10 protein-coding genes are annotated in these 15,286 nt (G+C 34.5%); 6 read left to right on the forward strand and 4 right to left on the reverse strand.

What is annotated here, in order from left to right; translation table 11 throughout:
* Positions 1–10: 10 nt before the first annotated feature.
* Both SOM12_RS02820 and SOM12_RS02825 read right to left on the reverse strand, forming a co-directional pair.
* Positions 11–3,178 (reverse strand): TonB-dependent receptor, encoded by a 3,168-nt coding sequence (locus SOM12_RS02820; protein ID WP_320492301.1) that lies wholly within the window; start codon positions 3,176–3,178, stop codon positions 11–13.
* Between the two features lie 313 nt (positions 3,179–3,491).
* Positions 3,492–4,370: an AraC family transcriptional regulator gene (locus tag SOM12_RS02825; RefSeq protein ID WP_095931031.1), complete on the reverse strand. Its 879-nt coding sequence runs from the start codon at positions 4,368–4,370 to the stop codon at positions 3,492–3,494.
* Between the two features lie 304 nt (positions 4,371–4,674).
* Between SOM12_RS02825 and SOM12_RS02830 the strand changes: the two genes are divergently transcribed.
* The 6 genes from SOM12_RS02830 to SOM12_RS02855 all read left to right on the forward strand — a co-directional run bounded on the left by SOM12_RS02830 (position 4,675) and on the right by SOM12_RS02855 (position 13,153).
* Positions 4,675–5,811 carry a glycoside hydrolase family 26 protein gene (locus SOM12_RS02830; protein ID WP_320492302.1) on the forward strand — a complete coding sequence of 379 codons (1,137 nt, stop codon included), beginning with the start codon at positions 4,675–4,677 and terminating at the stop codon, positions 5,809–5,811.
* A gap of 36 nt (positions 5,812–5,847) precedes the next feature.
* Positions 5,848–7,239: an MFS transporter gene (locus tag SOM12_RS02835; RefSeq protein WP_320492303.1), complete on the forward strand. Its 1,392-nt coding sequence runs from the start codon at positions 5,848–5,850 to the stop codon at positions 7,237–7,239.
* 28 nt (positions 7,240–7,267) lie between these two features.
* Positions 7,268–8,458: a glycosidase gene (locus SOM12_RS02840; RefSeq protein WP_320492304.1), complete on the forward strand. Its 1,191-nt coding sequence runs from the start codon at positions 7,268–7,270 to the stop codon at positions 8,456–8,458.
* A gap of 6 nt (positions 8,459–8,464) precedes the next feature.
* On the forward strand, positions 8,465–9,655 hold the full coding sequence (locus SOM12_RS02845) for an AGE family epimerase/isomerase (protein WP_320492305.1): 1,191 nt from the start codon (positions 8,465–8,467) through the stop codon (positions 9,653–9,655).
* A 136-nt stretch (positions 9,656–9,791) separates the two neighbouring features.
* Entirely contained in the window at positions 9,792–11,081 is a 1,290-nt protein-coding gene (locus SOM12_RS02850) for a cellulase family glycosylhydrolase (protein WP_320492306.1), read from the forward strand.
* A 92-nt stretch (positions 11,082–11,173) separates the two neighbouring features.
* On the forward strand, positions 11,174–13,153 hold the full coding sequence (locus tag SOM12_RS02855) for a glycoside hydrolase family 97 protein (RefSeq protein ID WP_320492307.1): 1,980 nt from the start codon (positions 11,174–11,176) through the stop codon (positions 13,151–13,153).
* Positions 13,154–13,285: 132 nt separating this feature from the next.
* Here the strand turns inward: SOM12_RS02855 and mgrA are convergent, their stop codons facing one another.
* Both mgrA and SOM12_RS02865 read right to left on the reverse strand, forming a co-directional pair.
* A complete protein-coding gene (gene mgrA, locus SOM12_RS02860; RefSeq protein ID WP_320492308.1) occupies positions 13,286–14,242 on the reverse strand; it encodes an L-glyceraldehyde 3-phosphate reductase in 957 nt (318 codons plus the stop codon).
* 140 nt (positions 14,243–14,382) lie between these two features.
* The gene (locus SOM12_RS02865; RefSeq protein ID WP_095931038.1) at positions 14,383–14,949 is read right to left on the reverse strand and encodes an HdeD family acid-resistance protein; all 567 of its coding nucleotides are present in this window, start codon (positions 14,947–14,949) and stop codon (positions 14,383–14,385) included.
* Positions 14,950–15,286 lie beyond the last annotated feature (337 nt).

Raw genomic sequence — 15,286 nt, forward strand, 5'->3', positions numbered from 1 at the left:
AGAGTAGTAATTAAAATTCTAAATTCATTCCAAAAGTAAAACTACGATTGGTTGGGTAACGCCCTGAATCGATTCCTGATAATAATGGATCTTGGTTATATGACCCAATTTCAGGATCATAGCCCGTATATTTGGTAAATGTGTAAAGATTTTGAATACCAAAATAAAATCTTAATTTACTAATGTTCGCTTTTGAGATCACATCTGAAGGCATGTTATACCCTAAAGTAACTTGCTGAATTCTTAAATACGACCCATCTTCTACATAACGATCAGAGATTGCAATATTTGGATGTCCGTCTCCGCCATCAGGTCTTGGATATTTTGCATCGGTATTTTCTGGTGTCCAAAAATCTGCTGCTTCTGCCAATTGATTTTCATACAGACGTTGGTTTTTAGTCCCTGCACGTCTTGTTAAGTTCATTACTTTGTTACCATACGATCCTTGCAAAAAGACCCCTAAATCGATATTTTTATACTTAAAAGTATTATTGAAACCGTAAGTAAATTTTGGTGCGGGATTGCCAATATAGGTTAAGTCCTTATCATCAATCAGACCGTCTTTGTTTTGATCTACATACTCAACATCTCCCAACTGGCTTTTTACTGCTTTATTTCCTGTAAAAGGAATTGGTGCATTGGCCAACTGTTCGTTCGTTCTGATAATACCAACTGCTTGATATCCATAAAACTGACCTACTGGCTGACCTACTATAGTTTTAGTTACCGCTTTTGTCGTATAATCATTAAGCAATACATCTTTTGTCAAATCGAAATTATCTTGTAAGCTCAACAATTTATTTTTGTTTGTAGAAAAAATTACTTTTGAATTCCATGAAAAATCTTTTCCAAACTTCTCATTATAATCTAAAGTCATCTCAAAACCTTGATTTCTTAAGCTTCCTAGATTTACACTTGGCGCTCCTAAACCTCCTTGATACGCATCTGTACCAGTAACGTAGTAAGGCAATGGCAACACAAATAAAAATCCTTCAGATTCTTTTTTGTATACATCAAATGTTGCTTGAAGTTTTGATTTGAAAAGTGTAAAATCTAAACCTAAATTGGTTTGTTTAGAAGTTTCCCAAGTTAAGTCAGGATTTGCAATATTATTAACCGTAAAGAAGTTCCCCATTGCCGATTTGATTGCACGAACTGTGCTCATGTAACCGCCACCGCCAATGTTTTGGTTTCCAGTCTCTCCATATCCACCTCTAAACTTGATATTATCAATATATTCTCTAGTTCCTTCCATAAACTTTTCGTTCGAAAGTTTCCAATAACCAGAAACTGAAGGAAAGTAACCCCACTTTTCACCTGGGCCAAAATTAGAACTTCCGTCTGCTCTCATGGTTGCCTGTAAACCATATCGATTATCATAATCATAATTAAAAGATCCGAAGAAAGAATACAAAGCAGAACTTCCTTTATATTCTGAAGCGATAACTGAATCAGGGTCTCCTAAACTAATAGAATGAATATCATTACTTAATAACCCAGAAACAGATTGCGAATTACCAAACCAATGATTATCATTTGCCTCTTGACCTGCTAATACATTAAAATGATGATTTCCTACATCGGCCTTATAAGTTAAAACGTTTTTAACATTAAGCTGATACCAATTGTTTGCTCTCTCTGTTAGCATATTGGTTTCTCTAACCGCTGAACCCCATTTATAAGTAGGCTGAAAACCTTCGAAATTATCTACATTTGTAGAGCCTCCAAAATCAAATCGATACTCTAATCCTTTTGCAATTCTAAAACTAGCATAAAAATTTCCTAAGAAATTCTTCTTGATCAATTTATTGGTATTCATTAAAGCTGAAGCTACAGGATTGATCCAAACCCCAATTGATCCATCTGCTGGCGGACCAGAGTAATTACCATTAGTATCTTTTACCGCAACATCTGGAGTAGACAAAATAGAAGTACTGATAATACCATTACTAGCACCATTTATTGTAATATCTTCATTTGTTATTCCCGCACCAACAGACACTCCGACAGTTAACCAATCTTTTATTTTACTATCAACGTTTGTTTTAAAATTATATCTTTTAAAAGCAGAACCAATTACAATACCTTCCTGATTAGTGTAACCTCCAGAAATATAGTAGTTAGTACCATCTTTTGCACCAGAAAACGAAACCTGATAATTATTCATTATAGCCGTTTTATAAATCTCATCTTGCCAATTTGTTCCTTTACCCAGAACAGACGGAACAGCAAATTCATCTCGCGGCGTTACACCATAAACACCTGCCAAAGCATTTTGCTGTGCAGCATATTGACTCAAAGTCATAGTATCTAACAAACGAGTTACATTTTGAATAGAGAAATAAGAATCAAAAGTGATTTTTCCTGTTCCTTTTTTACCTCTTTTTGTAGTAATAATAACAACTCCATTCGACGCTCTAGAACCATAGATAGCAGTTGCAGAAGCATCTTTCAAAATATCCATTGTTTCGATATCGTTCGGATTTAAAAAAGCTATAGGGCTCGAAGTTACGTTTCCTGTATTGGATCCTAAATAACCCGTAACGATTGAACCTCCAGTTGCCGTATTGGCAGCATCTCCAGAAATCGGAATACCGTCTACAATATACAATGGCTCATTGGTTCCAGAAATAGAAGTAGTTCCACGAATTTTAACCGAGACACTACTTCCTGGCTGTCCAGAGTTGTTCGTAACTGTTACCCCAGCAGCACGTCCTTGCAATAATTGATCTACAGATACTTGTGGAGAGTCTGCAATATCCTTAGAACTAACAGTAGAAATAGCCCCTGTTAAATCCTTTTTCTTTACACTTCTATATCCTACGTTTACCAAAACTTCACGCAGATCTTCGGCGCTAAGTTTTAAAATAACGTTTACTGTTCCGCCATTTTTAACATTGATAGTTTGTGCAACATATCCAATAAATGAAACAGAAATAGTAGAGTTTGCAGGTGCTTCGATAGAATATTTTCCATCGAAATCTGTGGAAACCGTCTTCTTTGTCGCTGTAACTATGATATTGGCGCCTGGTATAGATAACCCCTTTTCATCAGATACAGTTCCCGAAACCTTTACCTGAGCCGTAATAAAATTACTAGTCAGTAACAAAAATAATATCAAAGGAACGGCTTTGTGGTCAGCCCTCCAATGAATGAAGCTAGTCATTAGTTTTTTCATAATAAGTGTTTGGTTAGTTAAATTTGTTTATTGCATAATCCAAAAGTAAATGCCTGGGTAATTTTTACTTTTAAATTATTTAACAAATCTATAACAGAGAGGATTATCAAATCGATAGTATTATATCATTTAATGATAATATTTTTACTATAAGCGATTAAAAAAACACATATAAAAATAAAAGCGCATAAATTTTAAATTATTCGCAATCATATCTCTCTCGAGAACACAAACGATGCATAAAAACCAATGAAATCTTAAAAATCAAACGTTTTCGTTAAAAATAATATTTATTTGTGATAAAAAAGTATCACTATAAAATTCGTTTTAAACCAGAAAACTCTTCACGATATTGGCTTGGTGTACAATTTTTTGTAGCTTTAAAACTACGATTGAAATTTGCTATATTATTAAAACCAGATTTAAAAGCAACTTCAGAAACACTCATATCTTTTTCTACCAGCCAACGCGCCGCATAACCAATACGAATGTCATTTATATAATTCACAAAAGTTTTTCCAGTCCTCTTTTTAATGAATCGGTTAAAAGAAATTATAGACATACTCGCCACATTTGCCACGTCTTCTAAAGTGATTTTTTCAGCAAAATGTTTTTGCACATATTCGTAAACTAACTTCATTTTATCATAATCATCAAAAGTATCATAGTCTACTGTATAAGTCGAAAGCAAACGCTGATTTCTGGAATTGGCCAGATCATACAATAAAGAAGTAATCTCTAAAAAATAATCCATACCATCCAGCTTAGAAAGCCTTACGAGTCTTGGCATCAATTCTTCGGCTGTTTTTTTAGAAAAAAGAATTCCATGAATTGATCTATTAAACATATCTCGAATCGGATTCATGATACGTCTTGCAAGCAAAGATTCATGAAATAAATCATTATGAAATTGAATCGTAATTTCGTGTATTTTTTTATTTGTGCATTTATTCAATTCCCAGCCGTGATATAAATTGGGACCAATCAAAACCAGCTCGACATTATCAATTTCTTCAATATTATCTCCTACAACCCTTTTAACCCCTTTTCCATTCTGAATAAAATTGATCTCAAATTCTGGATGATAATGAACAGGAAAATCAAAACTATCTTTTACACGATCAAAAACCAAAAAGCTGTCACTCGCAGCAAGCGGTGCTATTTCTCTATAAAAATTCTTCGTATTACTCATCTTAAAAACTATTTCAGGAAAACAAATGTTCTTTTTTTGATGCAATAATATGATATATAATTGATAAAATAATATTAATTACACTATAATCATCCGTTTATCTTTGAAAAAATTAATTTATCATTTCTTTAAAAAGAACATTAATAATAAACATTAATCATTTTTTATTAAATAACTTTTTATAGTTTTAATAATTTTAACGCTAATCGCATAGAGAATTTTCGACAGAAGAAATGCTATTATTTAAAAACCGTAAACCCTTGTTTAGTTAGCATTTAGCTAAACAGCCAACTCTTATTTTTCGATGAAAAAACATTTTTTAACGCTTTTAACTGTAACTGCACTAAGCAGTTCGTGTTGGTCTCAAAAAAGCACTAGTAATATTAATTTGTCACTTTCAGATAAAAAAGCAACAATAGAAACTAAAACTTTATACAAAGAACTTAATACTTTAACTCAAAAAGGTTTCTTATTCGGACATCAAGACGACTTGGCTTATGGTGTAAAATGGAAATACGAAAAGGGACGCAGTGACATAAAAGATGTTGTTGGAGATTATCCTGCGGTTTATGGCTGGGATATTGCGGGTTTAGAAAATGACAGTCCGAATAATATTGATGGAGTTCCTTTTGCTAAAATGAAACAATATATTATTGAGGCAGATTCTAGAGGCGGAATTTCGACTATCAGCTGGCATTTTGACAATCCTGCAACAGGAAAAAATGCTTGGGATAATGTTCCAAATTCTTTAAAAACGATTCTCCCTGGAGCCGAAAATCATAAAAAATTTACTTCTTGGCTAGACAAAGCAGCTGTTTTCTTTTTGTCTTTAAAGGATAAAAATGGCAAAAATATTCCGATACTTTTCAGGCCTTTCCATGAACTTACTGGCGGATGGTTTTGGTGGGGAAAAGGAAATTGCACTCCAGAGGAATTCAAAACCGCTTGGAAATTCACTTTTGATTACCTTCAGAAAAAAGGGGTTCACAACTTGATTTATGTTTATAACACAGGGAGTTTTGGAAGCGAAAACGACTTTCTAGCCAATTATCCTGGAGATAATTATACTGACATGTTGAGTTTTGATACCTACCAAAACAGTAATGATCCAAATGGCGAAAAATTCGTTGCTGAAGTTCAAAATCAATTTAAAATATTAAACGAAATCAGCTCAAAAAAACACAAATTAATGGCACTCGCTGAAGCTGGTTATGAAGCCGTTCCAGACCCAAAATGGTGGACGGGAACTTTACTGAAAGCAATTGGAGATTATAAAATTTCTTATGTATTGCTTTGGAGAAATCACGGATGGCAGGAAAAAGAGCAAAAAATGCATTATTATGCGCCATTTTCAGGCCAAGTAAGCGAAAAAGATTTTATCGATTTTTACAATCTCGACCAGACTATCTTTGAAAAAGACATTCAGAAAAAATTAAAATAATTGCCCCAAATAAATTACAACCTTAAAAAATAACCAATGCACGACAAAATTAGTTTAAAAGAAAAAATCGGTTACGGACTTGGAGACGCTGCTTCTTCTATGTTCTGGAAAATCTTTAGCATGTATCTGCTATTTTTCTACACCGACGTTTTCGGATTGGCGCCTGCTGTAGTAGGAACTATGTTTTTAATTACTAGAATCTGGGACTCATGTTTTGACCCAATTGTTGGAATTCTGGCTGACAGAACCAAAAGCAAATGGGGAAAATTTAGACCTTATTTACTTTGGGTAGCGATACCTTTTGCCGTGATTGGAGTTTTAACTTTTTACACTCCAGATTTTGATGAAAAAGGAAAAATTATTTACGCCTATGTGACCTATTCCTTAATGATGATGATTTATTCTTTAATCAACGTTCCTTACGCTTCACTTTTGGGCGTAATGTCATCTGATAGAAAAGAAAGAAACACACTTTCGTCTTATCGAATGGTTTTTGCTTTTGGAGGAAGTCTTTTAGCGCTTTGGCTAATTGAACCTTTGGTAAATTATTTTGGAGGAAATTTAAATTCTAAAACGGGCTGGCTGGCAACAATTGCCGTCTTCGGATTAATTACAACTGTCTTTTTCTGGGCTTGTTTTGCCTTCACTAAAGAAAGAATCAAACCTATTGCAGATGAACAGAATAACTTGAAAGAAGATTTAAAAGATCTTTGGAAAAATAAACCTTGGTGGATTTTATTGGGAGCCGGAATCGGAGCTTTGGTATTCAATTCAATTCGTGACGGGGCTGCCGTTTACTACTTCAAATATTATGTAAGCAGTTCTGTAAATTTTGATTTTTCGCTTTTCGGAACCGATTTCCACATGACGCCAACTTCAATTTATTTGGTTTTAGGACAAGCAGCAAACATTATCGGAGTAATCATTGCAACACCAATTGCCAATAAAATTGGTAAAAAGAAAACCTTTTTTGGTGCAATGGCTTTGGCAGCCATTTTAAGTCTTATTTTCTATTTATTCGGAAAAGAAGATGTTTTCTTAATTATGAGTTTTCAAGTTTTAATCAGCATTTGTGCGGGCTGTATTTTTCCTTTAATCTGGTCCATGTACGCCGACAGTGCCGATTATTCTGAATGGAAACAAGGACGTAGAGCAACAGGATTAGTTTTCTCTGCTTCATCTATGTCGCAAAAATTTGGATGGACGATTGGTGGCGCAGGAGCTGGATGGCTTTTAGGATATTACGGTTTTCAAGCCAATGTTGAGCAAAACGCAACAGCTCAAAACGGAATTCAATTAATGCTAAGTATTTTACCTGCAATTGCGGCCGCAATTTCAGTAGCTTTTATAGCATTTTACCCTTTATCAGAAGAGAAATTACAGATTATAGAACAAGATTTAAACGAAAAAAGAGATCAAAATCATTAAAAACAAAAGACATAGAAAATCAATTGATATGACAACGATAACATCTTCAGCCACTTTTCAAGAAAGAAAATCGGCATTAGAAAAACAACATAAAACATTGCTTGAGCAAAAAAACGAACCTCAAGAAATAGTTGGAAACGGCATATATGAACGTTACAAAAGCCCTGTCGTTACTGCGGCACATATCCCATTAAACTGGCGTTTTGATTTTAACGAAAATACAAATCCGTTTTTACAGGAAAGAATTGGCGTGAATGCCGCTTTCAACGCTGGAGCAATAAAATGGAATGGAAAATATTTATTGGCAGTTCGAGTAGAAGGAATTGACCGAAAATCTTTTTTTGCTATCGCCGAAAGTCCAAACGGAATTGACAATTTCAAATTTTGGGATAAACCGTGTGTGATTCCACAAACTGAAGAACCGGATACAAACGTGTACGATATGCGTCTTATTAATCACGAAGATGGTTACGTTTACGGGATTTTCTGTACCGAAAGAAAAGATCCGAAAGCTCCAAAAGGCGATACCAGTTCGGCTGTAGCCAATGCGGGAATTGTGCGTTCTAAAGATTTAGTAAACTGGGAAAGACTTCCAGATTTGATTTCGAACACAGGACAACAGCGAAATGTAGTTTTACACCCAGAATTTGTAAACGGAAAATACGCTTTATATACACGTCCACAAGATGGTTTTATTGATGTTGGAAATGGTGGAGGAATTGGTTTAGGTTACGTTGAAGACATGACCAATCCTGTTGTAAAAGACGAAAAAATCATTTTTGGAAAACAATATCATACGATTTACGAACTGAAAAACGGTTTGGGCCCAGCTCCAATTAAAACATCAAAAGGTTGGTTGCATTTAGCGCACGGAGTTCGAAATACTGCAGCAGGATTACGCTATACTTTGTATATGTTCATGACCGATTTGAATGATATTACAAAAGTAACACACGTTCCCGCAGGGCATTTTATGGGACCTGAAGGAATTGAAAGAGTTGGAGACGTATCGAATGTTTTATTTTCTAACGGATGGATCGAAGACGAAGATGGAACGGTTTACGTTTATTACGCTTCTTCAGACACTAGAATGCACGTGGCAGTTTCATCTGTAGATAAACTTGTCGATTATGTAATAAATACTCCAGCAGATACTTTTATTTCGGCAGGTTCAGTGCAAACCATCATCAATCAAATCGAAAAAAATAACGCAATTTAAAATATCGTGTCATTACAAAGAAAGCTTTTAAAATCGGAACTAACCGCAGAACTGGATTCTATCCTAAACTATTGGTCGGAACGTACTATTGACGATCAAAATGGAGGTTTTGTTGGGCAAATCGATTTTAACGATCTTCAAATTGCTCATGCAGAAAAAGGTTCGGTTCTGAATGCCCGAATTCTTTGGACGTTCTCTGCCAGTTACAAAACCACTAGAAACGAAAACCACAAAAGACTGGCAAAAAGAGCATTCGAATTTCTTGCTTCTTATTTTTATGACACACAATTTGGAGGTCTTTTTTGGAGTATAAATGAGGATAAAACTCCAAAAGACACCAAAAACCAGATTTACGCATTGGCTTTTGCGATTTATGGATTGTCTGAATATTATGCCATTTCAAAAGAAGAAAGAGCTTTAGAAATTGCTAAAAACTTATATGCAAAAATTCAAGAGCATAGCTATGATAAGATAAACAAAGGCTATTTTGAAGCTTTCACCAGAGATTGGCAACCTATTGACGATTTGCGTTTAAGCGAAAAAGATGCCAACGAAAAGAAAACCATGAATACGCATCTTCATATTATTGAAGGCTATGTGAATTTATATAAAGTCTGGAAAGACGAAAAATTGCTCGTAGATATTGTTGAATTATTAGAAACCATCGAGAAGTATTTTATCAATACTGAAACGGGACATTTACGCTTATTTTTTGACGAAAACTGGAAAGAAAAACCAGATGTCATATCGTACGGACATGATATTGAAGCAGCTTGGCTTTTGCAGCAATGTGCCGAAATTTCGGGAAATGAAACTTTGATTGCCAATTATAAAAAACATGCCATTCAAATTGCAGAAGTAACCAAAGAAGGTCTAGATGCTGATGGCGGTTTATGGTACGAATATGATCCTGAAAAAAAGGAGTTGATTGCAGAAAAACATTGGTGGCCACAAGCTGAGGCCTTAATTGGTTTTTATAATGCTTATCAATTAACCGGAAAAGAAGAATATTTGGATATTGTTTACAGAAACTGGAAATTCATAAAAAAGTATATGATCGATCAGAAAAATGGAGAATGGTATTGGGGAGTTTATGACGATTATAGCCTAATGAAAAAAGACAAAGCCGGATTCTGGAAATGTCCTTATCATAATGGCCGAGCTTGCCTAGAGCTTATTCATCGAATCGGAAATTGAGGTTTCAAATAAAAATCAAAACGTCTTACAGAACGTAAAGTCCTAGCCCCGATAGAAGCGTAAATCCTTTTTGTACCGGGGTTCGGTACAAAAAGATTGTAGCGGATAGCGGGATTAGCTCCTTAAAATATAAATTATGAAAAACAGATTTTTTAAAACCCTTTCATTGGCCCTAATTTTTACTGCAATTGCTTGTCAGGCGCAGGAAAAAATCACCGTAAAAGGAAACCAGTTTTATAAAGGCGATAAACCGTACGCTTATATTGGAACCAATTATTGGTACGGGAGTATGTTGGCTTCTAAAAAAATAGGAGATCGTAAAAGGCTCTTGCGCGAGTTGGATTTAATGAAGAAAAACGGAATCGATAATTTACGTGTTTTAGTGGGTGCCGATGGCGGAAAATATGATTTTACCGTTCGTCCCGCACTGCAATATGAGCAGGGAAAATATGATGAAGATTTATTGGACGGATTGGATTTCTTGATTAACGAAATGAGTAAACGAAACATGTACGCCGTTTTGTACTTAACCAATAACTGGGAATGGTCGGGCGGAATGTCGCAATACTTGGAATGGAATGGCAAAGGAGCAATTCCAGTTCCGAATATTCCGCCGAATACTTGGCCTCAGTTTATGTCGTATACAGAACAGTTTCACAGTTGTGAACCTTGCATGGAAGCTTTAAATAATCATGTGAAGTTTATTATTGGCAGAACTAATGCGTATTCTAAAAAGAAATACAACGAAGACAACACGATTATGTCTTGGCAGGTTGGAAACGAACCGAGACTTTTTACGGTAGAAAATGAAGTTAAATTCACGAAATGGCTCAATAACATTGTTGATTTAATTGACAGTTTAGATAAAAATCATCTGGTTTCTACAGGTTCTGAAGGGAAAAATAGTTCGAACGATAGCATGGAAATCTTCGAAAGAACGCATCAAAATCCGAACATCGATTATTTGACGATGCATATCTGGCCTAAAAACTGGAATTGGTTTAAGGCTGATAATGCCGAAGCTACAATGCCAAAAACTATTGAAAACGCTGGTAAATACATTGACGATCATATTAAGGTTGCCAACAATCTGAAAAGACCTATTATTATTGAAGAATTTGGACTTCCGAGAGAAAATGAAAACCTGAATGCGGGAGCCTCTTCTGTTTACAGAAATCAATTTTATAGCTATATTTTTGGAAGAGTTGCAGAAAGCGTTAAAAATAATGGTCCGTTACGAGCGGCCAATTTCTGGGGTTATGGCGGTGAAGGAAAAGCAATAAACGAAACCGGAAAATGGAACCCTGGAGATCCTTTAACTACAGATCCTCCGCAAGAGCCGCAAGGTTTAAATTCTGTTTTTAATGGAGATAAATCAACATTAGAAATTGTAAAAAAATACAATTCAGAATTAAAGAAAAAGTAAAATTAATTTTCCACCATATAAGTTATATAAGTTCGTTTAAAAGTGTGATTAAAATGAACTTATATAACTTATATGGTTTAAAAAATATCCAGATGAAAAATACATTTATTCTTTTTTGTTTATTATTCTTTAATCTTTCTTTTTCGCAACAAAAACAGAATTTTAATATTAGCTCTCCTAATGGAAAAATCGAAGTTAAAATTGCTGTAAATGATAAAATCTCTTGGTCAATTTCGCATGAAAAGGATTTGATTTTGGCTCCCTCTGAAATGTCTTTGACTTTAGATCAAAATGAAGTTTTAGGAAAAAATCCAGCAGTTTTAAATTCAAAAAAAGAAAGCAAAAATACTTCTTTCGAAACGCCCTTATACAAAAAGAAAACGGTTAAAGATCAATACAACAAACTGATTCTAAATTTTAAAAATGATTTTGCTCTCGAATTTCGTGTTTTTGATGATGGTGCCGCGTATCGTTTCGTCACAAAAAAGAAAAAAGAGATTACGGTTAAAGACGAAGAAGTCGTTCTCAATTTCGATCAGGATTACAATACTTTGATGCCGTATGTACGAGATTTAAGAAATCCGAAAGATCAGTTTATTTCTTCGTTTGAATCGCATTATGAAAACAAAAAAATAAGTGAATTTGCTAAAGATACTTTGGCGTTTTTACCTTTTCTAATTGATTACAAAAAAAACAAAAAAGCCGTTTTTCTAGAAGCTGATCTCGAAGATTATGCGGGATTATTTGTCACAAATAATAAAAACAAAACAGGTTTTGAATCCCGCTTTTCTAAATATCCAACCCAAGAAACCAATGGCGGATTTAATTACCTCAACAAACTGATTACCGAAAGAGCTGATTATTTGGTAAAAACAAAAGGAACGAGAACTTTTCCGTGGAGAGCGATTGTCATTTCTGAAAATGATGCTGCTTTAGCCAATAATGATATGGTTCAGAAATTAGCCGAGCCTTCCAAAATAAAGGATGTCTCGTGGATAAAACCTGGAAAAGTCGCTTGGGATTGGTGGAACGATTGGAATATTTACAATGTAGATTTTAAAGCGGGAATTAATACACAGACTTATAAATATTATATTGATTTTGCTTCTAAAAACAAAGTTGAATATGTGGTTTTGGACGAAGGATGGAGCGTAGAAACCGACATTATGAAACACAATCCGAATGTGGATCTGGAAGCTTTAATCGCTTACGCGAAAGAACGAAACGTGGGCATTATTTTATGGGCTTCGTGGATGGCAATAAATGATAAAACAGAAGCCGTTTTTGACAATTATGCAAAACTTGGCGTAAAAGGTTTTAAAGTCGATTTTATTGACCGCGACGATGCAAAAATGGTCAATTCGGTTTATGATATTGCCCAAAAAGCAGCCAATCGTAAACTGATTATTGATTTTCACGGAATGTACAAACCAACTGGAATTCAGAGAACGTATCCAAATATTTTAAATTTTGAAGGCGTAAAAGGTTTAGAAAATAATAAATGGACACCAAATGATGATGTTCCACTTTACGATACCACAATTCCGTTTATCAGAATGATGGCTGGACCAATGGACTACACTCCAGGCGCGATGCGAAATGCTACCAAAAGCGAATTCAAACCAAGTCATTCTACTCCAATGAGTCAAGGAACGAGGTGCCATCAATTGGCTTTGTACACTATTTTTGAAGCGCCTTTGCAAATGATGGCCGACAGTCCAACTGCTTTTATGAAGGAACAAGAAAGCACCGATTTTATAGCTAAAGTTCCGACTACTTTTGATGAAACTGTTGCCTTAGACGGAGAAGTTGGAAAATTCGTTTCTATCGCTAGAAGAAAAGGAAATACTTGGTACTTAGGCGCGATTACAAATTGGGATTCTAGAGATATTACAATTGATTTTTCTTTCCTTGAAAAAGGCAAAAAATTCCAAGCCGAAATTTTCTCTGATGGTGTAAATGCTGATAAAGCTGCTACCGATTATAAAAAAGAGATTATTACTGTTGACTCGACAACCAAGTTAAAATATCGTTTGGCAAGCGGTGGAGGACTGGCAATGACTATTAAATAAAAATAACATCCATTTTATATAACAAACCCGACAGGTTTTTGAAACCTGTCGGGTTTTAACTATTTAGAATCTAAACTGGACGTAGACGCACTACGGTACATCTCTACAATCCCGTGCATTAACAATTCACAATTAAGCTAATATCTTTTCAATCGCATTCAATTCATCCTGCGAAAATTCCTTATTTTGAAGACAATCAATATTATTACACAATTGTTTTACAGAGCTAGCTCCAATTAAAACAGAAGTAATTCGTTTATCTTTTTGAAGCCAAGCCAAAGCCATTTGCGCCAAAGACTGATTTCTATTCTGGGCAATTTCATTCAGCTGAATTAATTTTTGAATACGTTCCTGTGTCACCTCATCTTCTTTCAAATGTCCGTTCGGATTATGTGCTCTTGAATTTTCAGGAATTCCATTTAAATATTTATCTGTTAATAATCCTTGAGCCAAAGGTGAAAACGCAATACAACCTACTCCTTTTTCTTCCAAAACATCTAATAAGCCATTTTCAACCCAACGTTCCAACATCGAGTATTTTGCTTGATGAATCAAACAAGGCGTTCCCAATTGTTTTAAAACATCAACAGCAACTCGAGTCTGTTCTGCGGAATAATTACTGATTCCGACATACAAAGCTTTTCCGCTTCTAACAGCGTGATCCAAAGCCATCATCGTTTCTTCAATAGGAGTTTCTGGATCTGGACGATGTGAGTAAAAAATATCGACATAATCAATGCTCATTCGTTTTAAACTCTGGTCTAAACTAGATAAAAGATATTTTCTAGAGCCCCAATCTCCATAAGGGCCTTTCCACATTGTATAACCAGCTTTTGTAGAAATCACGATTTCATCACGCAGATTTCCCTGAAAATTATGCCATAAGATTTTACCAAAATTCTCTTCAGCAGAACCTGGAACTGGCCCGTAATTATTCGCTAAATCAAAATGAGTAATTCCTTTATCAAAAGCTTCAATGGCAATACTTTCGGCATTATCAAAATTATCAACCGAACCGAAGTTATGCCATAATCCTAAAGAAATTTCTGGAAGCAGCAATCCGCTTTTCCCGCATCTGTTATATTTCATTGTTTTAATTTAAAAGTTGGAGTTTTAATAGATTTTAAAAATACAAAAAACTCCCGCAGATTTTGCAGATTTAGGAGATTAAAAAAATCCATTTGATCTGCTAAATCTGCGAGCGAAAATTAAAAACCAATCTTTATTTTTTAATCTAAATCGTGTATTCTTTTCAACTTGAAAGAGAAATAAATATAAAAAATACCCAGTGCGATAAAAGCAAAAGCAGTCCAATACACAAGCGAAAGACCTGCAAAAATAGGATTCCATAATAAGACAAACGAAAACACTGTCCCAAGTATTCCCAATATTAAAAGATTTGCCCAATCAGAAACAGCGTAACTCTTTAAATTAAAAGCAATAACTATTGCCATTATTGAACGGAATAAAACCACAAATCCAACATAAAGAGGCAGTAAAGTAATTGAAATTAATGGATTAATAATCAACAATATTCCTACTACAAAACCTAAAATTCCAGATGCTAATGTCCATCCCCAATTGTCAATTTTCTTTCTATTTGAAAGTGCAAAAATGATTTCAAAAATTCCGCTTCCTAAAAACGAAACACTAAAGAGAAATGCAAGAGTTAAATAAGCCGCTACGGGTGTGATAAAAGACCAAATTCCGATTCCAACAAACAGCAATCCCACCAATAATGGAATATACCAGTAATCAATAGCTTTTTTTACTTTTTTAAATAAAGAATTTTCCATAATTATACTTTTAAAATCATGCCTACTCTATAAAGTTTTCAGCTTACCTTAACTGCCAATAAAAAACATTTAAATGTCTGTCTATCAAAGATAAGACAAAAGCGTAAGCCAGAATATTTTTTACATAATAAAATACTGATATATAAACACTTACCATCACAAAAAATTCAATTGCGTCCAGCTTTAGAAAACATAAACACAATCAAAAAGGGCTTTAGCCAAACCTATAAAGTTTGGCTAAAGCCCTTTCCTTATTCAAATCTTATTCCCCTAGCTGAAGCTAGGGGCTATTCAAAAATCTTTGCGACTCTGTGCCTTTGCGAGATTAAAAAATTTG

The organism is Flavobacterium sp. CFBP9031, from assembly GCF_034044945.1.
Classification (GTDB): domain Bacteria; phylum Bacteroidota; class Bacteroidia; order Flavobacteriales; family Flavobacteriaceae; genus Flavobacterium.